The sequence below is a fragment of the Bacillus sp. GC_Bacil_1 genome (assembly GCF_026540675.1).
Taxonomy (GTDB): domain Bacteria; phylum Bacillota; class Bacilli; order Bacillales; family Bacillaceae_G; genus Bacillus_A; species Bacillus_A cereus.
Map to the genome: position 1 here is coordinate 1 of NZ_JALNUG010000010.1, position 26,441 is coordinate 26,441.

Here is a 26,441-nt window from a genome sequence, read left to right on the forward strand (position 1 = left end):
GTTTTTTCTTTTGAAGAAAATTTAGCCATAAAAAATGCACCTCCAATTGTTAGACTGTGTCTAACAATTGGGGTGCACTTCATCCTTAAAGAATGGCTTTTTTTATTATTGATAAATCTCTTTATATTTCTTATACTCTGCTTCAGAACATAGTACGAAATGCCCTGGGCGAATTTCACGCATTGTTGGCACTTCGCTACCGTAATCATGCTGCGATGGATCGTATACGATACGTTTACGATTGCGCTCATAATCTGGATCTGGTAGCGGAATTGCTGATAATAGTGATTTCGTATATGGATGAACTGGATTCGCATATAACTCTTCACTTGTTGTTAGCTCAACGATTTGACCACGGTACATTACACCGATGCGGTCACTAATGTATTTTACCATTGATAAATCATGGGCAATAAATAAGTATGTTAGACCTTTTTCTTTTTGTAGCTTTTTCAGTAAGTTTACAACTTGCGCCTGAATCGATACGTCAAGTGCTGAGATCGGCTCATCCGCAATGATAAATTCTGGTTCTACAGCAAGCGCTCGAGCGATACCGATACGCTGACGTTGTCCACCTGAGAATTCGTGCGGGAAACGGTTTGCGTGCTCTTTATTTAAACCAACTGTGTTTAATAGTTCATGAACACGGTCCATGCGCTCTTTTTTACTTTTCACTAATCCGTGAATATCAATACCTTCTGCGATAATATCCCCTACTGTCATACGAGGATTTAATGATGCGTATGGATCTTGGAAAATCATTTGCATTTTACGGTTGAATTTCTTCAATTCTGCGCGTGATTTCTTACCATGTACGTTTTCACCATCGAACAATACTTCACCAGCAGTTGCATCATATAAACGAATAATCGTTCTTCCAGTTGTTGATTTACCACAACCTGATTCTCCTACAAGACCAAATGTTTCTCCGCGGTAAATATCAAATGAAATATCATTAACCGCTTTGACAACACCACCACTCACGTCGAAGTGCTGCTTTACATTTTTTACTTCAATTAATTTCTCACGTTGTTTAGTCATGTTGTTCACCTGCTTTCATTTGAAGAATGCGTTTTTCAACGACTGCCGGTGGTTTTACTTCTGGAGCTTGCTCGTGAAGTAACCAAGTTGCCGCATAGTGTGTATCACTTACTTTAAATAAAGGTGGGTCCATTTCAAAATCAATTTTTAATGCCTGTGGGTTACGTGGTGCAAAAGCATCACCCTTCGGCGGCTTCAATAAATCCGGAGGCGTTCCAGGAATTGCGTATAACTCTTCCTCTGAGCCATCTAAACTTGGCATAGATGCGATTAAGCCCCAAGTATATGGATGTTTCGGATTATAGAAAATTTCATCTACAGTTCCAATTTCAACAACTTTACCAGCGTACATAACTGCCACTCGGTCAGCAACGTTTGCTACTACACCTAAGTCATGCGTAATGAAAATAATTGCCGCTTCTGTTTTTTGCTGAATGTCTTTCATAAGTTCTAAAATTTGTGCCTGAATCGTAACGTCTAGCGCTGTTGTCGGCTCATCGGCAATTAATAATTTCGGGTTACAAGCTAACGCCATCGCAATAACTACACGCTGTCTCATACCACCTGAGAACTGGTGAGGATATTGTTTTAAACGAGCTTCTGGATTTGGAATACCTACAAGGTCGATTAATTCTAAAGCAACTTTACGTGCGTCTGCTTTACTCATCCCTTGGTGTTTAATAAGGCCTTCCATAATTTGATTTCCAATTGTCATCGTTGGGTTTAATGATGTCATTGGATCTTGGAAAATCATCGCGATATCTTTACCACGTACTTGCTGCATTTCTTTTTCTGTTAATTTCGTTAAGTCACGACCTTCAAATACGATCTCACCATTTTTAATGCGTCCAGGAGGATTCGGAATTAATCCCATTAACGCTTTAGAAGTAACTGATTTCCCTGAACCAGATTCTCCTACAATCGCCAATGTCTCTCCTTTTTTCAAATCAAAAGTAACGCCGCGTACAGCTTGCACTTCACCTGCATGTGTATCAAAGGAGACTTGTAAATCTTTTACCTCTAACAATGTTTTCATCTTTGCCTCTCCCCTCTTTTACTTACGCATTTTTGGATCTAACGCGTCGCGTAATCCGTCTGCCATTAAGTTAAACGCTAAAATTAATATACTGATGACAACCGCAGGGATGAACATCATATGCGGATACGTTTGAATAGATTTATAACCATCATTTACAAGAGAACCTAGTGACGCAAATGGTGGCTGAATTCCTAAACCGATGAAACTTAAGAACGCTTCACCAAACACCGCTGATGGAATTGTAAACATTGTCATTACGATAATAGGTCCCATTACGTTTGGAATTAAATGTTTCACAATTAATTGTGTATTTGTTGCACCTAATGTACGAGATGCTAATACATATTCTTGGTTTTTTAATTTCAGGATTTGCCCACGAACGATACGCGACATCCCTATCCAACCTGTAATTGCCATTGCGAGTGTAATTGACCATATACCAGATCCCATAATGATTACCATTAAGATAACGATGATTAAGTATGGAATACCGTTAATAATCTCCATAATACGTTGCATAATATTATCTACTCTGCCGCCATAAAACGCCGAAATACCTCCGTATGCAACCCCAATTACTAAGTCAATTGCTGCTGCTAAAAGAGCGATATATAATGATACGCGTGTACCTTCCCATGTTCTTGTCCATAAATCACGACCAAGATCATCTGTACCAAACCAGAAGTACTCTTTAATATCACGTTTTTCATATTGGTCAACACCATATTGATCTGTACCGTCAAATGGTAACCAATGAACATTTTCAATAACTGGAATTTTGGGTGGCATTTTCGCACGACCTAAATCTTGCTCTTTATACGAGTGTTTACTTACCATCGGTCCAAAAATCGCTAGTAATATAATAAGGCTTAATAATACGAAACCAATCATCGCACCTTTATGTTGGAATAAACGTCTTCTTACATCTTGCCAAAACGTTAAGCTTGGACGGGCAATGACTTCATTATCAACATTATTTTGATTGGCTTGTTGAAATAAATCTGGAGATAATTTTTGTACATCTTTCATCATTTTTTCCCTCCCGCTAAACGAATACGAGGATCAATAATTCCGTATAAAATATCGACAATGAAAATAACTAAAATGAAGATAGCACTATAGAAAATCGTAGTTCCCATAATAACTGTATAGTCATTCACTGTAATAGATTTAACGAATTGTTCCCCAAGCCCTGGTACAGCATAAATTTGCTCGATAACAAGTGTTCCTGTAATTAATGCCGCAACCATTGGTCCTAAAATTGTTACTACTGGAATTAATGCGTTACGAAGTGCGTGTTTGACAATGATAACGCCTTGGCTAATTCCTTTTGCTTTTGCTGTTAAAATGTAATCGGCTTGCATAACTTCAATTAATTCTGCACGAGAGAAACGTGCGATTGTTGCGATAACTGCCATCGATAAAGCAATTGTAGGCATTACTGTAAACTCTGGTCCTTTCCAGAACGCTACTGGGAACCAACCAAGTTTTACCCCTACGAAATATTGTAGTAAAGCGGCGAATACGAATGATGGTACCGACATCCCGAGTACGGAAATAATTGTCGCTCCATAATCGACCCACGTATTGTTACGAAGTGCCGCAACGATTCCTAAAATTAAACCAATAAATGTTCCTAATATAATCGCTTGTAAACCAAGTTGTGCTGATGGTCCAATGCGATCCACAATCATATCTGTTACTGGACGGTTATCATATTGGAATGATACCCCTAAATCACCTTTTGCTAAGTTACCTAAGTAACGCGCATATTGAACTGGTACTGGATCATTTAAACCATATTTTTCAAGAATGATTTCTTTTTGTGCCGGTGATAGCTTCTCCTGGTTTTTAAGCGGAGAACCCGGAAGTAATTTCATCAAAAAGAAAGTCAGCGTAGTAATTAAAAATAATGTCAAAGCCATGTACACGAAACGTTTTAATACATAACGTCCCATAGTCAAGCACCTCCCCGTTTTTCTCAAAAGCAATAAGATAGTTTGAAATATTCTTACTTTTATTTTTTTAAAATAAGAGCATATGCCCATCATAGGCATATACCCCTGTAAACGATGGAAAAAAAGATTATTTTTGTTCAACAGATGCCCATTTGTAAGTTAATCTACCACCATAGTTGATTGGTATAATATCTTTTACAGCATCTTTTACTATATATGCTGAACCTTTTTGGAAGATTGGAGTGATAACTGCATCCTCTTTAATTAACATCTTCTCTACTTCTAAAAGGTTGTTCCAGCGTGCTTGTAAATCTTTTGTATCTGTTTTAGCTTTTAGAATTAACTCATCATATTTCTGATTAGAATACCCTGTTTTATTTTGAGAACCATTTGTAACAAACATATCTAAATATGAGATTGGATCTGGGAAATCTGGGCCCCAAATACCAAACGCAATATCATATTGCTGAGAATCTTCTAATTTATTTTTTTGTGCAAATGGCTGCTGTTTAATTTTAATTGATAAACCAGGTAAGTTTTTTTCCATCTCACCTTTTAAGAATTCACCAACCTTTTTTGCATCTTCATTATCAAAGTTTAAGAATTCTAGTTCGATTTTATCAGTGCCAAGCTCTTTCTTCGCTGTTTCCCAAAGCTTTTTCGCTTCTTTTGGATTCGTTTCAACTAGCTTTCCATTTTCAGATCGGAAATCTTTTTTATTCGGACCTTCAGCGAAATCTTTTCCAACAAATCCATAAGCTCCAATCGCACCATTATTTAAAATAACTTTCGCAATGTTATCACGATCAAAGGACATTGAAATTGCTTTTCTTAAGTTTTTATTACTTAAGTATTGATTACTTTGATTAAATCTTAGGTAAGCAACCCCTGCTTCTTTTCTTGTGTGGAATTCTGAGCTTTGTCTAAACTTATCAACAAATTCTGAAGTTAGAGCCGCACGATCAATCGAGTTTGTCTCATATAAATTTACATCAGTTGACGTATTTTTTACAATATTAAAGTTAATCTCTTCGATTTTAACCGTTTTATTATCCCAATATGATGGGTTCTTCTTAAACTGGAAGCTTTGCTCATGTTTCCAATCACTCATAACAAATGGCCCATTATATAATGTTGTATTTGCCTCTAACCCAAACTTATCACCTTGTGCTTTTACAAAGTTTTCATTTAGTGGGTAAAATACCGGATAAACTGTTAAATCAACAAAGTAAGGAACGGGATTGTCTAATTCCACTTCTAATGTATAATCATCAATCGCTTTTAAACCTAATTGGTCAGCAGGTAATTCTTTTTTATGAATTTTCTCTGCATTTTTAATATCAAACATAATGTACGAATACGTCGCTTTTGTATCTGGATTTACTGCTCTTTTCCATGAATACACAAAGTCTTTTGCTGTTACAGGCTCCCCATTCGACCATTTTGCATCTTTTCTTAATTTAAATATGTATTTCTTTCCGTCATCTAGCTTTTGAACATCTTCTGCAATTCCAGGCACTCTCTTTTGATCTTTGCCGATACGATATAAACCTTCCATCGTATTATTTAATGCTGTAGAAGATGCAGAGTCAGATGCTAGCGATGCATCCATTGACGGAATTTCAGATAACTCTGTTAAATTAAGAACCTGCTTTCCGTTACTACTACTCGTAGTTTTTTCTTTCCCTTTTGCTTTTGCGTCATCTTTTTGGTAGCTACACGCACCCAGCAACATACTTGCAGTTAAAGTCGATGCAAGTAATAACGGTATCTTTTTCTTCATGTTGTGTTGCCTCCCCTAATTGCACTTCCTGTACCCTCACTTGTTAAAAAGTAGAATTGAAAGAATAATCTCCAAGTTTCTACAATTTTCATTATACATATAATATAACAATTGTGAATATAGTTTTTTGTTTTTTTGTTAAAATTTTTAATAAAATGTTTATATTTTTATTTTTTTTGTAAAGGGATACGTTAACATTGATACCATCATCTTGAAATCAGACCTTTAATTGCGTATAATTTTCAAAAAATTAATTCTAGTACATATTATAGCTTTTATAGTATAATAATTCTAGTAATATTTTGACGGAGGGGAACATTTTGAATAAAGTTTTTTTTCATACTTGTATACTAATTTTCATAGCGATAATCGCTTCTAGTATTGGCGCATTCCTCATTTCATCGCAATTTTTGTTGAATTTTGTCAACATCTTGTTTTATATTGCACTGTTTTTTATTCTTATCGGCGGTTTTTTATACATATTTCAAAATGGTTTTTTCAATGTAACCATTTACGCATTCCAAAGAGTATTTGGTACGAACAAAAAGATTGACTCTTTAATTGAAGAAGTCGAGGAACCTACAGATAAGAAAGAACATATTTATAAAACATATTCATTCAAATGGACATATCCAATTTGTATTACAGGTATCGTTCTTGGGTTGTTCTCGACCCTTATTAGCTTTACTATTTTGATGTAGTTTGCAAACACTATCCCATATGATATAATAATCAGCAAAACATTTTGTTATAAAACTTTAGTTCTTTCATATTAAAAGAGCTCAAGTAACAATAAATAAATTTATATGTATGCGATGATAAAGAAGAGTACATATTGAGGCAATTTCAGAGAGCTTGTGGTCGGTGTGAACAAGTAATTGTACAGTATGGAATGGGCTTTTGAGCACCAAACCGAACCGAAAGTAGTAGGCTTTGGCGTTATATCCAAACGTTATTATGGATTAGAGAGACTTCACAGTGGTGAAATAATTAGGGTGGTACCGCGGTCCATTCGTCCCTATAGTTTTTGGGATGAATGGGCTTTTTTGTTTGCCTTCTCTTCCCCCATCACGCATTCAATTTTAGGAGGAATTACTTATGTCAGTTATCTTTTCTGGTATTCAGCCAAGTGGAACGATTACACTTGGAAACTATTTAGGAGCCATGAAGCAGTTTACAGAGCTTCAAAATGAACACGACTGTTATTTCTGTATTGTAAACCAACATGCGATTACAGTACCTCAAGATCCCGTACAACTTCGTAAAAACATCCGCAGTCTTGCTGCACTTTATGTGGCATGTGGCATTGACCCTGAAAAAGCTACTTTATTTGTACAATCAGAAGTACCAGCACACGCTCAACTAGGTTGGATCATGCAATCTGTTGCTTACGTTGGAGAATTAGAGCGTATGACGCAATATAAAGATAAAGCTTCTGGTAGAGATTCAGTTCCAGCTGGATTACTTACGTATCCACCACTAATGGCTGCTGATATTTTACTATACAATACTGAAATCGTGCCGGTTGGTGATGATCAAAAGCAACATATCGAATTAACACGTGACCTAGCAGAGCGTTTCAACAAACGTTACCGTGAAATCTTCACAATGCCTGAAATTCGTATTCCAAAAGTAGGAGCTCGCGTTATGTCCTTAACAGAACCTACGAAAAAAATGAGCAAATCTGATCCGAATCCAAAATCAATGATCAGTATGCTTGATGAGCCAAAAACAATTGAAAAGAAAATTAAGAGTGCTGTTACTGACTCTGAAGGTATTGTGAAATTTGATAAAGAAAACAAACCTGGTATCTCTAACTTATTAACAATCTACTCTTCATTCTCTGGAAAAACAGTTGAAGAAATTGAAGCAATGTACGAAGGAAAAGGATACGGTGACTTCAAAGGCGACCTAGCGCAAGTAGTCGTAGATGCAATTCGTCCAATCCAAGACAAATACAACGAACTAATCAGCTCACCAGAACTAGACGAAATTCTAGACAAAGGTGCCGAAAAAGCAAACCGTGTTGCATTCAAACAACTACGCAAAGTAGAAAATGCAATGGGGTTAAGTAGAAAACGTAGGTAACATATAAAGCGAAGGGCTAGGAGCCGGAGCTGGATTTCATATAAAGCGGAGGGCTTGCTACCGGAGCTAGGTTACTACAAAATTAAAAAACCGCCAATTGGCGGTTTTTTAATTTACCTTTTGCTCATTTTCCATTTCCCATAACTTTTCAAAAAATGGCTGTCCTTTTACGAGACGCTCGCATAATTGTTCATGTTTCTCAGACCAGCCAGCTTTCGCTTCATCATACAGTCTAGCCCAAATATCCTCGAACTCCATATGTTGAACCGTTCCATATGCTGATGGATCCCACTCTGTGTACCAATAGCGAATCTCTGCTGTATTTTTCGTTGTATGTAATTGATCTAACGCCATAAATAATAATTGTTTTAGCTGTCTTTCTTTACGAGTCAAGCCATTCATAATGAAAGGCGATGGTGATAAAATGTGGTGTTCTTTTTCTGTTTCTTCTACTTGGAACTCATACTTTTCTGCTTGTACGTTTTCTACCATCTCATATACCATCTGCTCTTGGCGTGGTATAAGTCTGCTTTTGCGAATTGGTACATTGTAACCAATTGTGTCAATCGCAATAATTCCTTTTCCATCTGTAACAACAAAGCAATACTCTTGCTGCAAACGTTCATGATTTTTACGAATATAAGCCTTATGATGTACGTCTTCCAGCATTTTTTGCGGAAGCTCTAACAATTCGTTCTCGATGTAATGATATAATGTGGCATCTACTTTTAATAATGGCACTTGATCTAATAGCTCAATCGTATCATCTTTCCGCCATTCGTAAAAATGACAAACGTTATACCCATTCTCTTCACCTTCAAACCAATTTACCCATACATCATGTAGATATAACATTCACTACCCCTCACTTCACTACTGTTTGTACCAATCATTATGTTCATTTTTGCTTAACTTTATTCCACTTGAGGAAATATATTCTAATTATTATTTTTTCTTCTATTAATACTAAAAAAAACAGGAAATAGAGCCCCTGTTTTTTTATATATGAAATGTATTTGCTTTATTCAATATTTCTTTTGCATCTATAGATAATAAAGAAAGTGTATCTCCTCCTTCCAAAGTTACACAATCTTTGACAATATGAAATCCAAGCGCATAGCCAAGCATCTTCGGATAAGAGTGAAAGCCATTTAATAAGATGTCATGTTCCCTTGTTCCTCGTTTTATACTTATTCTTTCATGTACAACATTTTTCCAATAATAAATAGCCTCTTCTTTTGAAAGATACTCCGTCCACGGTGCATTATTTTTTTCTGTATACCTTTCTGTTACTGCTTGCTCAGCTAGCCCTTCCATAATCATTGTATCAAGTAATGTATATTCTGTTTCTTTCGTCTCAATTTGATGTAACCTGCATATGTGATGGTATTCATGCGCCAATAACACTTTTAATTCTTCTACCGAATTCCGTCCACATACGAATAAGAAAATAACATGACGCATAGATAATCCAGCCCTACCGTTATACTCTTCTTGCACAGTTCGATTATAAGAATCTGATAATAAAATAAAAACAGGGACATCCGGACCTTTCAACCAATTTTTCAATTTATCATACTCCAGGCTCAACTCTTTCCAAATTTCCTTTTCCTCTAATTCTTTAATTTCCTTTTCCCCGCGCATGATCGGGCGATACATCCCTTTTGAAATTAAAAAGCGATACAACCTTTCTTTTGGCAACGGAATATACTTCGTAAATTTCTCACAAAGTTTCTCTGGCCGTCCATAATATAAATGTAGCCATTCAGCTGTTTCAACAATCCCCATCTTTATCCCTCCTTTTTCTTATGTATATGCTACAGGAGAAAAAGACGTAAAAATAAATAAGGAGTTTTTTCGCAATATCTTGCGGAAAAACTCCTTATTTTATCTATTATTTATACGATTTAAATACTAACACTGCGTTATGACCACCGAATCCTAATGAGTTACTTAATACTGCATTTACTTCTTGGTGTCTCGCTTGATTCGGTACGTAATCTAAGTCACATTCTGGATCTGGTGTCTCATAGTTAATTGTTGGAGGAATTACTCCGTCTGTAATTGATTTAATAGAGAAAATCGCTTCAACAGCACCAGCTGCTCCTAATAAGTGACCTGTCATTGATTTCGTTGAGCTAATTGCTACTTTATACGCATGCTCACCGAAAGTTTCTTTAATTGCCATCGTTTCATATTTTTCATTCGCATCCGTACTTGTACCATGCGCATTAATGTAATCAATATCTTCTGGCTGTAGGCCTGCATCAGCTAAAGCTTGACGCATTGCACGCACTCCGCCTTCACCACCAGGAGCAGGCATTGTAATATGGAATGCATCACCAGTTGCACCGTAACCAGCGATTTCCGCGTAAATGTGAGCACCACGAGCTAATGCGTGCTCTAATTCTTCAAGAATTAAAATACCTGAACCTTCACCCATTACGAAACCGCTACGGTTTTTATCAAACGGACGGCAAGCCGTTGCTGGGTCTTCATTAAATGTTAATGCTTTCGCTGAGCTAAATCCTGCGAATGCCATACTTGTTAGCGGCGCTTCTGCTCCACCTGTAATCATTGCATCAGCATCACCACGCTGAATTGCTTTAAATGCATCACCAATTGAGTTTGCACCAGATGCACAGGCCGTTACAGAACAAGTGTTAATTCCTTTTGCTCCTGTTGCGATTGATACTTGACCTGCTGCCATATCTGGAATCATCATCGGCACGAAGAATGGGCTCACGCGGCGTGGGCCTTTCTCAGTAAAAATCTTAAATTGTTCTTCGTATGTTTCCATACCACCAATACCAGATCCAATCCATACACCAATTCGAGGTCCGTTTTCTTCTGTAATTTCAAGCTTTGCATCTGCAACTGCCATTTTCGCTGCTGCTACTGCATATTGTGTAAAGCGATCCATACGGCGCGCTTCTTTTTTATCAATATATTTCTCGACTTCAAAGTCGTTAATTTCCGCTGCTACTTTTGCTGGAAATAGTTCTGGATCAATTCTTGTAAGTCGCCCGATTCCAGATACACCCTTTTTAATGTTTTCCCATGCTGTTTCAACATCTGTTCCGACCGGTGTAACAGCTCCTAGTCCTGTAATTACGACCCTCTTTTTTTCCATACAAAATACACTCCTTTTTTTCTCTCAGTCCTTATTTACCCCAACGAAGAGCAACTGCTCCCCATGTTAATCCGCCGCCAAAACCAACAAGTATAATTAAATCACCGTCTTGAATACGTCCGTTTTGCAATTCCTCTACCATTGCAATCGGAATGGAAGAAGCTGATGTATTACCGAACTTCTCAATTGTCATACTCATTTTTTCTTGTGGTAAATTTAACCTTTCTCTTGCAGATTCCATAATACGAATATTCGCTTGATGCGGTACTAAGAAATCCACATCTTCTTTCGTAAGACCAGCTTTATCTAAAACACGAAGACAAGATTCACCAAGTTGACGAACGGCAAATTTAAAGACTTCTCTGCCATTCATCATAACATACTCGTCTTGATATAGATGCTTGCCGCCGCTTCCGTCTGCTCCTAATTCGAAAGATAGAACGCCTCTTCCTTCTGAAACTGCTCCCATTACGATAGCACCGGCTCCGTCTCCAAATAATACCGCTGTATTTCGATCATTCCAGTCTACAATTTTAGATAGCTTATCACTACCAACTACTAATACGTTTTTATAAGTCCCCGTTTGAATAAATTGCTGCGCTGTAATCATTCCGTACATAAAACCAGCGCATGCTGCACCTACATCCATTGCAGCTGCATGTTTCGCTCCAATCGCTTCTTGAATGACACAAGCTACTGCTGGAAACGCACGATCTGGTGTTACTGTCGCTACTAAAATAAGATCGATATCTTCTCCGCTAATCCCTGCATCTTCAAGTGCTTTTTTTGCAGCCTCTACGGCCATATATGAAGTATCTATTGTATCATCGGCAATGCGTCTTTCTGCAATTCCCGTTCTCGTACGAATCCATTCATCGGATGTATCCATTATTTTTTCTAAATCGTGATTTGTGACTACTTTTTCTGGCACATATCTTCCGATCCCTAAAATGCCCACGTTCACATCGCAGCCCTCCGTTTTATATCAATTATTATGACTTGGTACTAATTTTAAAACATAAATGTATTTTTGTCTAGAATATATTTCACATAAAACAGAAAGCTAACACATTATCCACTTTATTTTTCATTAAAAGAAACAGAATCATACCTTTTCGTGTTTCATTCCAAATAAAAAGGCCCGAACCGCTTCTACTCACGATTCGAGCCTCCCCTCCATCAAAAAAGAAGGATTTTATTCTTGATCTGCTTTTCTTCTAAACTAGAGAGTTCTCTTCACTACTTTTCCTTTATCCTATTCATATCTCTAGTTTTCCCCCAGGCGAGAATAAAAAAGGCCCTGACCGCTTCTATCCACGGTTCGGGCCTCTCTTCCATCTTAAAAAGATGCTTTTTATTCTTTATCTGCTTTCCCAAGCTCATAAGCTTCGTTCATAACTTTCATTAACAACTCTAACACCGGCTGTGCCTTCTCCATATCAATTGCAATTCCGTTATCATCTAAAATTGCCTTCGCTTCCGGTAAATGCTTCATTGCGATTTGTAAAAACTGCATGCTTTTTTCGTTCATATTATACTCTTCCTCTCCATTAAAACTTTCACATACAATAGTGTAACACGCGTGCTACTCTTCGTATAACTCTTTATATTTTTTCATGTGTGCCAGTTGCTTATTTAAACCGTATTCTAACGGAGTATTTCTTTTTATCGAAATGACTTCAATAGCCTCATCTCTTATTTCATTATTATTTTTATTTACTTTATCATCCGCGCGTAAAAGATTCATACCTTTTTCCCATAATGACTGTTTACCACTAAGTAAATTGTATATACCAAGATGCGCCCCGTTCGTTCCATTTTCCCATAAGTATTCACATACATCTTCAATGTAAAGCAAATCACTTCCTTTTTCCTCACTCGTACAACGGCACTCTTTTTCGTCTAATTCTGATAAAATGAGCTGATGATACATCATAAAGGATGGTTGCCACGGTCCATATAATGTAGGAACTCGAAATACACTATATTTTAAATTCCCTTTTTTCAATCCTTCTTCTACTTTCAAAAATAGGCGCTTATTTTCGGATTCACCTGTACTACTTACTTCAATAGAAGAAATTAAATTTAACTTCACTTTTTGTTCTTCACACATTCTTATAATTCGCTTTAAATATTGTAATATGACTCTTTCATTCCGAAATCCACATTGCTGATTTGGCTCATATAAGCAAAAGTAGACAGTATCGAATCTCTCTTCCTCTACCGATCTCCATCCATCTTCATCTCTTATCGAATAATACGTAAATAACGCATTTCGCCCAATTAACAATAACTTCTCTTCATTAATTTTGGTCATACTATCGAATTCATCAAAATCAAGACCATACACTTCTACTTCTTCTGCGATCATTTTATTCACAAGGTGATAACCTACAAACGTAAGTGCACCTATTATCAGCACGCGTTCCATACCACCAACCCTTTCCCTTTGAAACAAATAGCTCCTCATTTATGTATATGGGAGCTTCACAATTCTTCTTCATATTTTTTAAAGAAATCGGTCGTTTGCCTAACCATTTTATATTTCACATCTTGCAGATGGAATAAGACAGAAGTATCACATTGATTTAATTGCCTCATTTTCTCATATCTCCGCAACTGCTGTTTTCTTCCTCTTTTTTCTTGTGTTGATACGAAAATTTTAACAGGTACACAAGATGGAAGAAGCGTAAATGATTTCTTATTTATTTTTAAATCTAATTCTTCTTCTTTGGAATCATACGCCAAACTTAATTCCTTCACGAGTCTCTTGTAAAAAAACTTATGCTCTTTCTCAAAACCCACATATTCTGGTAAATCTAAACACGGATTTAACATAACAACAGAACGAATACATTCAGGATATTTGTTCATCATTTCAAGTGCCACAAGCGCTCCCATACCATCTGCCATAATGTGCATCTTCGCATTTAACGTCTCTTTTCTCAAAACAACATCATATAAACGTTTTGCCAGACGAACAGATTGATCGTTCCCCCAATGTCTTCCGTATAAATTAGAGGAAAAGACCGTGTAGCCTTGCTCAATAAGACCATGTAAGAAATAAGATTTACCCGCATGTTGTGTCCATAAACTTGTACCATTCTCAATAAAGTAGTTATAATCACCGAGGAGCATAACAGAAAATCCATTTGGCTTCTCCGGTAAATAAATGACACATGGTTCTTTTTCTAAGTAAAAAAAACGTTCCGTAATACTCATTTTTCCCCCGCCTTATTTTCTAAACATATAAAACCACTCTTTTATAATGTATGAACGGAATGCAAATTTGCGTTGAAAAATCTACAAATATTTTTCTATATTCTTTTTTCAATTGTGTTACAATAAGGACAGATTGAACGAATAGAGGTGTAAAATATGCGTTTCATTTGGGCATTAATTTGGTCGTTCTTACTTGTACATATGATGAGCTACGTAATTGGCTCTATGACTGGCGGTACATACGACTTTAACCAAGCGTCTATTTTCTCAGTTGTTCTTGCTGTATTAGTACTCGCAATTTCAGCTGCAATTCCAAACGAGCCAGTAGAACAACACTAAAAAAAGAGTCCGGATTTTATCCGAACTCTTTTTTATTTTCATTTCACATGAACGACTAATTCGTTATTTTCTACATCAACAACTACGTGACTATTGTCTGTAATTGTTCCTGCAATTAATTCTCTTGCTAATTTCGTTTCCACTTGACGTTGTACGTATCGTTTTAATGGACGAGCTCCGTACATTGGATCGAAACCAGCTTCTACAACAAATTCTTTTGCTGCATCTGTTAATTCTACTGTAATGTGACGGTCAGCTAGACGGCCTTGTAGTTCTTTTACAATTTTATCAACAATGGCTTTAATTTCATTCGTTGTAAGAGGTTTGAATAAAATAATTTCATCAACACGGTTTAAAAATTCAGGGCGGAAATGTCCTCTTAATTGCCCCATTACAAGGTCTCTTGATTCCTCTTTAATCGAACCATCTTCTTCTAATCCCTCTAGTAAATGAGCAGATCCAATATTTGAAGTCATAATAATAACTGTGTTTTTAAAGTCTACTGTTTTTCCTTGTGAATCTGTAATGCGTCCATCATCTAACATTTGTAATAAAATGTTGAATACTTCTGGATGTGCTTTTTCGATTTCGTCTAACAAAATAACTGAATACGGTTTACGTCTTACCGCTTCTGTTAATTGACCGCCCTCTTCATATCCTACATATCCAGGAGGCGCACCAATTAAGCGTGACACAGCGTGTTTCTCCATATACTCAGACATGTCAATACGAATCATTTGCTCTTCACTATCGAATAAAGACTGCGCTAACGTTTTTGCAAGTTCTGTTTTACCAACACCCGTAGGGCCTAAGAAAATGAAGGAACCAATTGGACGATTCGGGTCTTTAATACCAGCGCGCGCACGAAGAACCGCGTCTGATACTAAGCTTACTGCTTCCTCTTGTCCGATGACACGCTCTGATAAGATTTGCTCTAAGCGTAGTAATTTCTCACGCTCGCCTTCAACAAGTTTAGCAACAGGAATACCAGTCCAGCGTGAAACAATATCTGCAATTTCTTCTTCACTTACTTCCTCACGTAATAAACGGTTTTCTTGTTTATTATGCGCGCCCATTTCTTCCGCTTCTTTTAATTCTTTTTCGATTGCAGGAATTTTCCCGTGACGAAGTTCGGCTGCTTTATTTAAATCGTAATTACCTTCTGCTTCCTCTAATTCACGGCGCAGACGTTCTAAATGTTCACGTAAGTCACGAACTTTGTGAATGTCTTCTTTTTCTTTCTCCCATTTCGCTCTCATACCACTTGCAACTTCTTTTAAATCCGATAATTCACGTTGCAATGTTTTTAGACGCTCTTGGCTACCACGATCCGTTTCTTTTCCAAGAGCCGCTTCTTCAATTTCCAACTGCATAATACGACGCGTTACTTCATCTAATTCTGTCGGCATAGAATCGATTTCTGTACGAATTGTTGCGCACGCTTCATCAACAAGGTCAATCGCTTTATCCGGTAAGAAGCGATCTGAAATATATCGATCTGATAAAACTGACGCTGCTACAATCGCACGGTCATGAATATTTACACCGTGATAAATTTCAAAGCGTTCTTTTAATCCACGTAATATGGAAATCGTATCTTCAACAGTTGGTTCTTCTGCTAATACTTGTTGGAAACGTCTTTCTAGTGCTGGATCTTTTTCAATATATTTACGATATTCATCTAATGTTGTCGCCCCGATACAATGCAGTTCACCACGAGCAAGCATCGGTTTTAACATATTTCCTGCATCCATCGCACCTTCTGTTTTACCAGCTCCAACGATTGTATGAAGTTCATCAATGAATAATAAAATGCGGCCTTCACTCTTTTTAATTTCATTTAATACAGCTTGCAGACGCTCTTCGAACTCACCACGGAATTTCGCACCTGCTACGAGCGCACTCATATCTAATGCAAAAATCGTTCTATCTTTCAATCCTTCAGGTACATCCTTTTTCACAATACGCTGTGCTAATCCTTCAACGATTGCTGTTTTACCAACACCTGGCTCACCAATTAAAACAGGATTGTTTTTCGTTTTACGTGAAAGAATGCGGATAACGCGTCGAATTTCACTATCTCGGCCGATAACAGGATCAATTTTCCCGGCTCTCACTTCTGCCACTAAATCACGGCCATATTTTTCTAACGCTTCATAAGTTACTTCTGGATTTTGACTAGTCACTCTTTGATTCCCCCGAACTGTCATTAAAGACTGTAATAAGTTATCTTTCGTAATATGCAATCTTGCAAATAATTGATTTATATCGCCTTTTTCTTCGGAAAAAGCAAGCAATACATGTTCGACTGAAATGTAATCATCCTGTAGTTTTTCTGCTTCTTTCCCTGCTCTTACAAGCAATTGTTGCAGAGCGCCCGTTACATACAATTTTCCAACCTCTGCACCGCTCCCTGTTACAGAAGGTTTCTTTTTAATTAAGCTTTCAGCGCTTTGCTTTAATGCTTCTATATCAACATTCATTTTTTGAAATATACGTACTGCTAATCCATCTTGCTCTTCTAATAATGCAAGTAATAGATGAACAGTATCCACCTCTTGGTGATGATGAGATACCGCTAAAGATTGGGCACTCATAATCGCCTCTTGTGTTTTTGTTGTCATTTGATTTAAGTCCATCTTTACAGCCCTCCAAAAGTTTGACTTTCTTTGACCTTTGATTTGATTATACGCCAACTTACTTTTTTATACAATAATTTTGCCTATGTATTTTCAAACTTATTATTGGAAAAAGAAAAAGGAAGCATTCATTATATTGTTTTAAAAATACGGTAAATGAAATTATAATGTGTAACGACAAAAAAGCCGCAATAACGATTGCGGCTTCTGTTACGGTTTTCTTTTATATGTCCACTGACGGTTATGATTCGTATTATCTGGAAATTTTTCACCGGCAGTTAATTGTACCATTTGCGGATTTTTCACCATACTTCCCGTTTCACCAATTTCTACATAAATACCATCATTCGGCGCTTTTTGTCCAGAACGAAACCTGCGATTTTGTCCCATTTTCATTCTCCTTCCATGACGTCTTTGCCTCATTAGTATATCCATTTTAAAAGAAAGGTTTTCTGTCATGTTTAGGAAACAGTACTACATCTCGTCCTTGTACATATATATGAATGATACAAGCGTAAGCAGGGATTTCTTTCCTACTTGTAGAAAAAAAAGAAACCAACCTACTCTAGGCTAGTTTCAAAGGAGAGTCAAACATATACGAGAAGATTACATGTTCATTATATGCCTCATCACACGAGCAATGTAACCCTTTTCACAATTTGTACATAATGAAAGAAACATTGTTTGAACTTTCTAAAAAGATGTTGACTTTTCTTAATTTCCAACGATAAATAGTAGACACCGCAGCACTTTGAGACGTAAGATGGATATATAGTGAAATTTCCATCTATGGTGATTTCACCGAGTCTAACCTCTTATTTCTGCATATTAAAAACGGAAATACAGATAGATACAAAAAAATTATTATAAGAGGTGAAATTATGAACAAACAACATTTAATCGCATTAGACTTAGACGGTACTTTATTAACAGACAACAAAATAATTTCCACTCGAACGAAACATACAATTGCAAAAGCAAAGGAACAGGGACATATTGTTGTTATTTCAACAGGACGTCCATTCCGTGCTAGTTATGATTACTATAAAGAACTTGCTCTTAACACACCTATCGTAAACTTTAACGGTGCTTACGTACATCATCCTCTTGATTCAAGCTGGGGAACACACCACTCTCCTCTTGAGCTAGCAACAGCGCAAGAAATTGTACGAGCTTGCTTTGATTTCGGCGTAAAAAATATATACGCGGAAGTAATGGACGATGTGTATGTTCGTGAAATTGATGAAGATAAAAAACATATTTTCGAATTCGGCTCTCCTAAGATTTTTACGGGAGACTTATTAAATATTTTAAACGATCATCCAACTTGCTTATTAATTGATGCACATGACGAGCATTCCACTGCAATTCGTCAACATTTAACGGATATGCACGCGGAAGTAATCGATCATAGAAAATGGGGCGCACCTTGGCCGATTATTGAGATTGTGAAAAGCGGATTAAATAAAGCGGTTGGATTACAAAAAATTTCTAGTCATTACAACATTCCACAAGAGCGAATTATCGCTTTCGGTGACGAAGATAATGATTTTGAAATGATTGAATTTGCTGGTCACGGCATCGCAATGGGGAATGCCATCCCTGAATTAAAATCACTCGCAAACCATACGACGTTAACGAACGAAGAAGATGGTATTGCTTTATATTTAGAAGAGGTTCTTGGGTTGTAATCTAAAAATTCCCTACTTATAGTTTCCTGCCAAATGTCCATACTATAAGTAGACGCAAGAGACATCGCGTCGATTGTTTTCAGCTAAATAAAGGGGGTTTTTCGAATGGGTAAAAAGAACAAATCAAAGCGTTTTATCCAACAAGGAGCCGATGCTGTTATGAAGCATGATGCAAGATTCCCGTACAGAGGTACATTAGCTGAGGCAGAAAAGGCAAGAAGTAACTCTTCTTTTGGAGGGGTTTAAATGGGGAACTTACTATTCCAACAAGCTAGAGATGCTGTTGAAAATGCCGTATCTTGTTCAAGCGGTACTGAGCAACAAGATCTCGTATATAGAGCAAAAAATGCTTTGCAATCCGCTTACGCAAACTCTTCAACTGCTGAAAAAGTTCAGCTCCGTGAAATGCAAGAGCAATTGCAAAACATTACGAATATACATTAAAAAAGAGGACCAACTTCGGTCCTCTTTAATCTTTCCGAAACAATCCGAACACCCCAACTGTTTGCAGTATATTTGTAAATGCACCTGGGTCCACTTGTTTAATAATCCTCTCCAATTCGTATAACTCGTAACGGGTAATAACCATCATTAACATTTCTTTATTTTCATTCGTATAAGCACCTGTTGCTGGTATCGTTGTAATTCCTCTTACTAATCGCGAGTGAATCGCCTTTCTTACGTCCGCCCCATTCTTCGTAACAATTAATGCTGTAATCTTTACATGACGAGTATGAATTGCATCAATAATTCTCGTTGATACATATAAAGTCACTAACGTATATAACGCTTTTTCCCATCCATATACATAGCCAGCAGCGATAATGATAATTGCATTAAAAAAGAAAAAGTATGTACCGACAGGCTTATCTTTTATTTTTGATAAAATCATGGCGATAATATCTAATCCACCTGTAGAAGCACCCCACTTTAAAGCAATCCCTACTCCAATTGCCGAAATAATCCCGCCAAAAATCGCATTTAATATGATATCATTCGAAACCGCTCTAACAGGGATGATTTCTAGAAACAAAGTCATAAATATAACACAAAGAAAACTAAAAAAGGTGAAGGCCTTTCCAACCTTTTTCCACGCTAAAATAACGACAGGAATATTAAATAAGCTAAACAATACTCCCGTAGATATGTGAATCGATAAAAAATCACCTAATATTTGTGATAATAATTGAGACAATCCAGCAAAGCCGCTCGCATACACTTTCGCTGGCGTTAAAAATAAATTCATCCCAATCGCGTTTAATAAACCTGCGATGATTACAACGATTAACTTCTTTATAAGTTCAGTATAATTCAACTTCAAATCCATTTCGAATCCACCTTTACCCTTCATAAATGCACCGCTATACATAGTCTTTACGAAAAAGGAAATGATAAACGTACAACGTTTAGAAATGGAGTTGATACATATGCCACATACGAGTGATAACGACAAAAAAGCACGCGATAATAATGCAAAACGCACACAAAAAAATGAGCAAGAGCAAAAAAATATTCAGCAAGGTAAACGTGCATACTCTAAAAAGACCGATCACCTTTGATTCCATCGTACATCAACAATTATGTTGATGTACTTTTTTACATTTTAAAGGAAAAAAACATTAAAAATTCACTTCATGTTCACTTCTATATTCTACAATAGCGATAACATATTCGGATGAGGTGTTGGCATGAGAGGGAAACATATTTTCATTATTACTGCACTAATAAGTATATTGATGCTATCTGCTTGCGGACAAAAAAACGGATCAGCTACAGTCGCCACAGCAACAGACTCGACTGTTACGAAGGACGACTTCGAAAAACAATTGAAAGATCGTTACGGAAAAGACATGCTATACGAAATGATGGCACAAGACGTCATCACAAAAAAATATAAAGTACCTGATGAAGAGGTAAATAAAGAAGTAGAAAAAGTAAAAAAACAATATGGAGATCAATTCAAAAAAGTATTAGAAAATAATGGTTTAAAAGATGAAGAGGATTTTAAAAATCAAATTAAGTTCAAACTTGCTATGAATGAAGCGATTAAGAAAAGCATTACAGAGAAAGACGTAAAAGACCACTATAAGCCAGAAATTAAAGCGAGTCACATTTTAGTAAGTGACGAAAATGAAGCGAAAGAAATAAAGAGTAAACTAGATGCTGGTGCTTCATTTGAAGAATTAGCAAAACAAGAATCACAAGATCTACTATCAAAAGATAAAGGCGGAGACCTTGGATACTTCAATTCAGGTACAATGGCTCCTGAATTCGAAACGGCTGCCTACAAACTAAATGTTGGACAAATTAGCAATCCCGTAAAATCATCAAACGGTTATCACGTTATTAAATTAACTGATAAAAAAGATTTAAAACCTTACGATGAAGTAAAAAACTCTATTCGCAAAAACTTAGAGGAAGAACGTACTGCTGATCCTGTATTCAGCAAAAAATTGTTACAAGAGGAATTAAAAAAGGCAAATATTAAAATAAATGATAGTGATTTGAAAGATACATTTACTCTTGTTTCTCCGCAAGGAAATTAAAAAAAGCACACCCTTATCTTTTTAGATAAGGGTGTGCTTTTTAATCTTCTATCTTATTTCTTAAAGTAAGTCCAACCTTCTTCTTGGTAAACCTTTTCTTCTTTCATCAACTTACCAAGTGCGCGCTTAAATGCAGCTTTACTCATGTTAAAGCGTTCTTTAATATCTTCTGGATGGCTCTTATCCCAAAACGGCATTGCTCCGCCTCGTTCTTCCATATATGCATAAATTACTGCAGCATCATCTTCCATTCCTTCTTCTTTACGAGGAAGAAGGGAAATGTTAATTGTGCCGTCATCTTTTACATCAATAATACGTCCTGTTACGCGCTGACCGATGCGAACTTGTTCTTTTCTTTCTGTATGATGTAAAAATGCACGGAAATGCTCATCTGTTAATACGAATGAACCAACTTGAAGTGAACGATACACACGCCCATTTACATTTTTATTACGCATAGATGGCGTCGCCTCTACAACGATTTCTTGCATATCACTATCTCTTGCTGGGAGAGCAATTAAACGATCACGATTCGTTAATTTTAACGTACAATATAATTCGTCTCCAACTTCTGGCCATACTGGCATATAAATTGGGAATTCATCAGCCGGAATTAGTATATCTTTTGATACACCAATATCAACAAACACACCTAAACTAGGAATAACTTCTACAACCTTTACCCAGTTCCAATCATAAGTTGTAATAATTGGCTCCTTCATTGTTGCCGAAATACGATTTTGGTGATCAAGGTATAAGAATACATCAATCGTATCGCCTTCTTCAATTTCTCCAGCTACTTCATTTTTATGTAGAAAAATTTCTTCTTCTTCATTTCCAACCATATATCCGATTTCCGTTTCGCGTAAAACAGTTACCTGTTCAATCGATCCTATTTGTAAATACATATTTTTTAATTCCCTTCTATATATATAAAATTAACTTTTTTATCTTTTTATCATTCCAAACAAAAGTTAATTATAACACGATTTTTCCTTTATTTGTCCAACTGCCCAAAATTCACTATAATAAAATGAGGTTACATGATTATAAGTATGAAAACACTTAAGTCTAAGCTCGTTTTCAGCTATACTTTAGTATGTACAGTACATAAAAAGATTAAAAATTTATTTGGAGGTGCTAACTATGGCAAAAGATAGTTCTTTTGACATCGTTTCGAAAGTAGAATTACCTGAAGTAACAAACGCAATTAATATCGCATTAAAAGAAATCCAAAACCGATATGACTTTAAAGGAAGTAAAAGTGATATTAAATTAGAAAAAGAAGTACTAGTTTTAACTTCTGACGACGAGTTCAAATTAGACCAAGTAAAAGACGTTTTAATTTCTAAGCTTGTAAAACGTAACGTTCCAATTAAGAACTTAGATTACGGAAAAGTTGAAGCTGCAACTGGCAACACTGTTCGCCAACGCGCAACACTTCAACAAGGTATCGATAAAGATAACGCGAAAAAAATTAACAATATCATTAAAGAAATGAAATTAAAAGTAAAAACACAAGTACAAGATGATCAAGTACGTGTTACAGCAAAAAGCCGTGATGACTTACAAGCAGTAATCGCAGCTGTTCGTAGCGCTGATTTACCAATCGACGTACAGTTCATTAACTACCGCTAAAAAGAAAACTCCTCTTAATTAGAGGAGCTTTCTTTTTTGTCTTGTAGAGACAATATTACGAGAACAAACTATAGAAAAAGGGTATGTGTGGTAAAAATCGCTAAGTAAATTGAAAATAAGGAAAAGACACCTTAAGACGTTTTCCCTTCGATTTGAATTACTTTTCTTAGTAACTACATCCTAGACCAAAGTCATCTTAAAAATCGCTGTAACTCATAATTCCTCTCCACGCCAAAACGTAACAATTTATGAGTATAAGAATATTTCCCAACCTTTAATGTAATGTAAAATTAATAAGGAACTTAAAAAATGTTAATTAAAAAAGAGTTAGAAGTGGTTATTATGAAGAAATTAATACTCTGGTTTTTATTGGCCACATTCTCCCTAAATACTGTAGGATGTTCTAATAATGCGAATTCACTAACGGATAAGTCTAACTGTATCAACAAAGCTTGGTACAAAAAAACTATGTCATGTAATCATTTAAAAAAACATTAAATAGTTAATGATAAAGGTCATAAAAAAAAGACACTTCAAAGTACCTTCCTCCGACTTGAACCAATAATATTCGGATGGATTTAAAAAGAAGCATACATCGTTAATAAAGATGCAGACTTCAAAATAAAAAGTACACTAAGTAAACTCTTATTCAAAAATTTATATTAAACACTAATATTTTAGAAGAAAGTTTATAAGTTTAGAACCTACAGGGATTTTCCCTGTAGGTTTTATTATATTTCAAGTGATTTCCAAATGAATTATGAGTGACTTTTTTCAGTTTGGTTTTCAAAATATTTTTCTTTAACCATTTTTATCAGATTTTCTTTTTCTGTTAGTTCAAATATAAATAATGCTTTTTTCATGTTATTTGCAACATCTTCTTCATTAGGTTGTTTAAGTTTCAATAAATTCCAAGCTTTTCCATAGTATAATTCACCTAGTAAATATAAAGTATTTAGATTAATAGCTAGTTTGATACCCATATCATTGTATTTTACTGCCTCTTCATGTTGATTTGCATGACCTAAAATTTTTGCTAAATTAAAAATAATTTTCAATTTAATTTCTTTATCTCTAGGAAAATCTAACTTATTAAAATTAGTTAAACACCTTCTTAATATATTAATACTTTTTTCATATTCTTTATTTTCCCCATGGAATATAGCAATTGTCTGCATAATATCTATTTCTCTTTCTGATAAAAAATCTGAATTAGTTACAGTTAATTTTAATGCATTATTTAAAAAATCTAAAGCAGTTTTTATTGATTTATCCACCATAAATATAGCAATCGCTTCATGCCATATTAAAAATTGTTTATCTTCTGTTGATTGGAAGTTATTTTCGTTTTTCTCTTTTTTCACTATTTCATAAAGTTCTTTGTATTGTTTTTGCTTTAAGCAATCTTTTATTACGCATTTTACATTTTCTACATATTTTAGTTTTTTGCTTTGAGTTAATGCAAATATATTATTTGGGTCAATACCAAGTCTTTCTGATAATTGATATAACAATATACTAGATGGATAAATCACACCTTTTTCTATTTTGCTAATTTGACTTTGCGAACATATTCCATGACATAATTCGGATTGTGATATATTTTTTTTAATTCTAAGCTCTTTAATGGTAATACCCAAATCGTAAAACTCCATTTTCCCACCTACTATTTAGCACTGTATTAGTATAAGAGTATTCTCTAACTTTTAATGTAATGTAAAATTAATATAGTTGCAATTATTGATTTTTCAAAGATTCTTCCCTATCGGTGCTAACACAAAAAACAGGTTAGGAAGAAAATCCTCTTCCTAACCTGGCCCTCCTCTCACTAGGGACGTTTTCATTCTCACATCGTTTCTCTTAAGAAATTTCATATCAACAGAATAAACACTATCGCGCCACCGAACAAACTTACATATACAATAAGAAGACATGAACATAGAGCCAGCAACTTCTCATCTTATCTACGCTTCCTTTTAACTGCAATTAAAAACGCAATAAATAATACATTCACCCCAACGATTAAGGAGATAAATAACCAATTCACACCTGTTTCTCCGTTAACTTTATACACGTTTGATTCTTCACGCTTTAAAACGAGATAAAATTTCCCGTTTTCCTCTCTTATAATTTCATCCTGCAACAATCCTCTTAACTCTTGTTTTTCACCAATCGTACTTGCAGGTAAGGAGACTTTTTGTGTTTCTTTCGTATTATTAATTGCTACTAAAGTTACTTCATTTTTATATTTTCGTTTTAGTATGCTCATACCGCTCTTATCATACAGTAGCTCAAACGTACCGCGTCGTAAAGACGGTCTCACCTGTCTAAGTTCACCTAGTTTTGTTATGTGCTGCATAAATTTTTCGTCTGACTTAAAATCCATTAATCGTCTATTATCGGGTACACTTCCTCCATCTAATGCAATTTCAGTTCCGTAATAAAAATTCGGAATTCCAGGTGATGTTAACAAATAAGTAAGCGCCAGTTTTAAACGTGATGGCGGATAATACATATTTTCTTTTGCAATACGCGCATATCTTTTTGTTTCTTGATTATCTAAGAACGTAACAAATTCTCCTTCTTTTTTACTCACATCGTATAACGATTTCACCGATACATCTGCTTTAGAAAACGATTCTACTATTTTTTCGTTGTATTCGCTATCCTCCTTTGTCATAATACGAAAATCTTTCTTTATCACTTGCATATCTTTTTGCGCGTTATCCCAAAAGGAACGCGGCTTTTTTTCACTATGTATAACATAACTTCCGTCTAAATCAACTTCTTTTATCCACCATTTCATTACGTCAATTACCTGTTGTTCGTTTTCTCCAAGCGGAAATTGAAATACAACTTTCATTCCTTTTGCATGAACTTCTTTTACAAGTTTTTTCACATCATTGTCTGTCCCGAAATGTTCATTTACCTTTTTAAAATTTCGCACGTCTAATCCATCGTACTTTCCACTTTCAAAAAGTGGCGAAAGCATAACGGTAGTAAAACCCATTTCTTTTATGTAATCCAACCTTTTTATAATTCCTCTTATATCCCCGCCTTGATACCCTTCTAAATTACCAACTTCTAATTGTTTGTCATTTTTCGGTTCTCCATTATTGAAGCGATCAATCATAATGGAGTATATAACTTCATCTCGCCACTCTCTTTTTTCGTCTGCAAAAGTATGTATTGGTACAAACAAAACAAAAGCTAAGCAAAAACAAATGAATAGTTTCCTAGTCCGTATTTTTCCCACACGCATCCCCCAAGTTTTTTAATTTTAAGAATATTATACCAATTATCCGAACGAAACGCATATGTCGA

The 26,441-nt window shown here is 35.7% G+C and carries 27 protein-coding genes and 1 other annotated feature; of the genes, 9 read left to right on the forward strand and 18 right to left on the reverse strand.

Annotation, left to right across the window (positions count from 1 at the left end; translation table 11 throughout):
• Positions 1 to 105 precede the first annotated feature (105 nt).
• The 5 genes from OXT04_RS16205 to OXT04_RS16225 all read right to left on the reverse strand — a co-directional run bounded on the left by OXT04_RS16205 (position 106) and on the right by OXT04_RS16225 (position 5,821).
• On the reverse strand, positions 106 to 1,041 hold the full coding sequence (locus OXT04_RS16205) for an ABC transporter ATP-binding protein (protein WP_000166351.1): 936 nt from the start codon (positions 1,039 to 1,041) through the stop codon (positions 106 to 108).
• Complete coding sequence (locus tag OXT04_RS16210; protein WP_000854346.1) at positions 1,034 to 2,077, reverse strand: ABC transporter ATP-binding protein; 1,044 nt, start codon at positions 2,075 to 2,077, stop codon at positions 1,034 to 1,036. The genes OXT04_RS16205 and OXT04_RS16210 overlap by 8 nt, the downstream gene beginning before the upstream one ends.
• An 18-nt stretch (positions 2,078 to 2,095) precedes the next feature.
• Positions 2,096 to 3,112: an oligopeptide ABC transporter permease gene (gene opp3C, locus OXT04_RS16215; RefSeq protein WP_000974103.1), complete on the reverse strand. Its 1,017-nt coding sequence runs from the start codon at positions 3,110 to 3,112 to the stop codon at positions 2,096 to 2,098.
• The gene (gene opp3b, locus OXT04_RS16220) at positions 3,109 to 4,038 is read right to left on the reverse strand and encodes an oligopeptide ABC transporter permease (protein ID WP_000534166.1); all 930 of its coding nucleotides are present in this window, start codon (positions 4,036 to 4,038) and stop codon (positions 3,109 to 3,111) included. Before opp3b ends, opp3C begins: the two co-directional genes overlap by 4 nt.
• A 127-nt stretch (positions 4,039 to 4,165) precedes the next feature.
• Positions 4,166 to 5,821, reverse strand: a complete 1,656-nt coding sequence (locus tag OXT04_RS16225) for a peptide ABC transporter substrate-binding protein (protein WP_110496903.1) — start codon at positions 5,819 to 5,821, stop codon at positions 4,166 to 4,168.
• 320 nt (positions 5,822 to 6,141) lie between these two features.
• Between OXT04_RS16225 and OXT04_RS16230 the strand changes: the two genes are divergently transcribed.
• On the forward strand, positions 6,142 to 6,522 hold the full coding sequence (locus OXT04_RS16230; protein ID WP_110496901.1) for a DUF3899 domain-containing protein: 381 nt from the start codon (positions 6,142 to 6,144) through the stop codon (positions 6,520 to 6,522).
• Between the two features lie 105 nt (positions 6,523 to 6,627).
• Positions 6,628 to 6,844, forward strand: a binding site (T-box leader).
• Positions 6,845 to 6,919: 75 nt separating this feature from the next.
• Entirely contained in the window at positions 6,920 to 7,909 is a 990-nt protein-coding gene (gene trpS / locus OXT04_RS16235; RefSeq protein ID WP_000110989.1) for a tryptophan--tRNA ligase, read from the forward strand.
• A 108-nt stretch (positions 7,910 to 8,017) separates the two neighbouring features.
• On the opposite strand, the gene OXT04_RS16240 is transcribed toward trpS, so the two are convergent.
• From OXT04_RS16240 to OXT04_RS16270, 7 genes are all read right to left on the reverse strand, one after another.
• On the reverse strand, positions 8,018 to 8,764 hold the full coding sequence (locus OXT04_RS16240) for a YjbA family protein (protein WP_000966129.1): 747 nt from the start codon (positions 8,762 to 8,764) through the stop codon (positions 8,018 to 8,020).
• A gap of 144 nt (positions 8,765 to 8,908) precedes the next feature.
• A complete protein-coding gene (locus OXT04_RS16245; RefSeq protein ID WP_071713723.1) occupies positions 8,909 to 9,697 on the reverse strand; it encodes a DUF2268 domain-containing putative Zn-dependent protease in 789 nt (262 codons plus the stop codon).
• A 106-nt stretch (positions 9,698 to 9,803) separates the two neighbouring features.
• Positions 9,804 to 11,042, reverse strand: coding sequence for a beta-ketoacyl-ACP synthase II (gene fabF, locus OXT04_RS16250; protein ID WP_000412656.1), 1,239 nt, complete (start codon positions 11,040 to 11,042; stop codon positions 9,804 to 9,806).
• Positions 11,043 to 11,073: 31 nt separating this feature from the next.
• A complete protein-coding gene (gene fabH / locus OXT04_RS16255; RefSeq protein ID WP_071713724.1) occupies positions 11,074 to 12,006 on the reverse strand; it encodes a beta-ketoacyl-ACP synthase III in 933 nt (310 codons plus the stop codon).
• A gap of 390 nt (positions 12,007 to 12,396) precedes the next feature.
• Complete coding sequence (locus tag OXT04_RS16260) at positions 12,397 to 12,573, reverse strand: ComZ family protein (RefSeq protein ID WP_110496897.1); 177 nt, start codon at positions 12,571 to 12,573, stop codon at positions 12,397 to 12,399.
• Positions 12,574 to 12,627: 54 nt separating this feature from the next.
• The gene (locus tag OXT04_RS16265) at positions 12,628 to 13,500 is read right to left on the reverse strand and encodes an NAD-dependent epimerase/dehydratase family protein (RefSeq protein WP_000487723.1); all 873 of its coding nucleotides are present in this window, start codon (positions 13,498 to 13,500) and stop codon (positions 12,628 to 12,630) included.
• A gap of 29 nt (positions 13,501 to 13,529) precedes the next feature.
• Positions 13,530 to 14,264, reverse strand: coding sequence for a lipase family protein (locus OXT04_RS16270; RefSeq protein WP_000028690.1), 735 nt, complete (start codon positions 14,262 to 14,264; stop codon positions 13,530 to 13,532).
• Positions 14,265 to 14,420: 156 nt separating this feature from the next.
• On the opposite strand from OXT04_RS16270, the gene OXT04_RS16275 reads away from it, so the two are divergent.
• Positions 14,421 to 14,603, forward strand: a complete 183-nt coding sequence (locus tag OXT04_RS16275; protein ID WP_001211116.1) for a YjzD family protein — start codon at positions 14,421 to 14,423, stop codon at positions 14,601 to 14,603.
• 38 nt (positions 14,604 to 14,641) lie between these two features.
• Here OXT04_RS16275 and clpB read toward each other — a convergent pair whose 3' ends face one another.
• Both clpB and OXT04_RS16285 read right to left on the reverse strand, forming a co-directional pair.
• Positions 14,642 to 17,242, reverse strand: a complete 2,601-nt coding sequence (clpB, locus tag OXT04_RS16280; protein WP_267415951.1) for an ATP-dependent chaperone ClpB — start codon at positions 17,240 to 17,242, stop codon at positions 14,642 to 14,644.
• Positions 17,243 to 17,452: 210 nt separating this feature from the next.
• On the reverse strand, positions 17,453 to 17,632 hold the full coding sequence (locus tag OXT04_RS16285) for a YjzC family protein (protein WP_000531422.1): 180 nt from the start codon (positions 17,630 to 17,632) through the stop codon (positions 17,453 to 17,455).
• 491 nt (positions 17,633 to 18,123) lie between these two features.
• Between OXT04_RS16285 and OXT04_RS16290 the strand changes: the two genes are divergently transcribed.
• The 3 genes from OXT04_RS16290 (at position 18,124) to OXT04_RS16300 (ending at position 19,377) form a co-directional block, all read left to right on the forward strand.
• Positions 18,124 to 18,933 (forward strand): Cof-type HAD-IIB family hydrolase, encoded by an 810-nt coding sequence (locus OXT04_RS16290; protein ID WP_001041231.1) that lies wholly within the window; start codon positions 18,124 to 18,126, stop codon positions 18,931 to 18,933.
• 105 nt (positions 18,934 to 19,038) lie between these two features.
• The gene (locus tag OXT04_RS16295; protein WP_000516816.1) at positions 19,039 to 19,179 is read left to right on the forward strand and encodes a hypothetical protein; all 141 of its coding nucleotides are present in this window, start codon (positions 19,039 to 19,041) and stop codon (positions 19,177 to 19,179) included.
• Entirely contained in the window at positions 19,180 to 19,377 is a 198-nt protein-coding gene (locus tag OXT04_RS16300) for a DUF3813 domain-containing protein (protein WP_000527406.1), read from the forward strand.
• Between the two features lie 25 nt (positions 19,378 to 19,402).
• Here OXT04_RS16300 and OXT04_RS16305 read toward each other — a convergent pair whose 3' ends face one another.
• Positions 19,403 to 20,260 carry a YitT family protein gene (locus OXT04_RS16305; RefSeq protein ID WP_000364431.1) on the reverse strand — a complete coding sequence of 286 codons (858 nt, stop codon included), beginning with the start codon at positions 20,258 to 20,260 and terminating at the stop codon, positions 19,403 to 19,405.
• A gap of 100 nt (positions 20,261 to 20,360) precedes the next feature.
• On the opposite strand from OXT04_RS16305, the gene OXT04_RS16310 reads away from it, so the two are divergent.
• Both OXT04_RS16310 and prsA read left to right on the forward strand, forming a co-directional pair.
• On the forward strand, positions 20,361 to 20,492 hold the full coding sequence (locus OXT04_RS16310; RefSeq protein WP_001120851.1) for a DUF3941 domain-containing protein: 132 nt from the start codon (positions 20,361 to 20,363) through the stop codon (positions 20,490 to 20,492).
• Between the two features lie 129 nt (positions 20,493 to 20,621).
• Positions 20,622 to 21,479: a peptidylprolyl isomerase PrsA gene (gene prsA, locus OXT04_RS16315; RefSeq protein ID WP_001214222.1), complete on the forward strand. Its 858-nt coding sequence runs from the start codon at positions 20,622 to 20,624 to the stop codon at positions 21,477 to 21,479.
• Positions 21,480 to 21,532: 53 nt separating this feature from the next.
• Here prsA and OXT04_RS16320 read toward each other — a convergent pair whose 3' ends face one another.
• Complete coding sequence (locus OXT04_RS16320) at positions 21,533 to 22,387, reverse strand: CvfB family protein (protein WP_000281268.1); 855 nt, start codon at positions 22,385 to 22,387, stop codon at positions 21,533 to 21,535.
• Positions 22,388 to 22,625: 238 nt separating this feature from the next.
• On the opposite strand from OXT04_RS16320, the gene OXT04_RS16325 reads away from it, so the two are divergent.
• Entirely contained in the window at positions 22,626 to 23,117 is a 492-nt protein-coding gene (locus OXT04_RS16325; RefSeq protein WP_001040146.1) for a YajQ family cyclic di-GMP-binding protein, read from the forward strand.
• Positions 23,118 to 23,875: 758 nt separating this feature from the next.
• Here the strand turns inward: OXT04_RS16325 and OXT04_RS16330 are convergent.
• Together OXT04_RS16330 and OXT04_RS16335 are read right to left on the reverse strand one after the other, a co-directional pair.
• Positions 23,876 to 24,772 (reverse strand): helix-turn-helix domain-containing protein, encoded by an 897-nt coding sequence (locus OXT04_RS16330; protein WP_267415960.1) that lies wholly within the window; start codon positions 24,770 to 24,772, stop codon positions 23,876 to 23,878.
• A 305-nt stretch (positions 24,773 to 25,077) separates the two neighbouring features.
• Positions 25,078 to 26,379, reverse strand: coding sequence for an alpha-amylase family glycosyl hydrolase (locus OXT04_RS16335; RefSeq protein ID WP_267415962.1), 1,302 nt, complete (start codon positions 26,377 to 26,379; stop codon positions 25,078 to 25,080).
• Positions 26,380 to 26,441 lie beyond the last annotated feature (62 nt).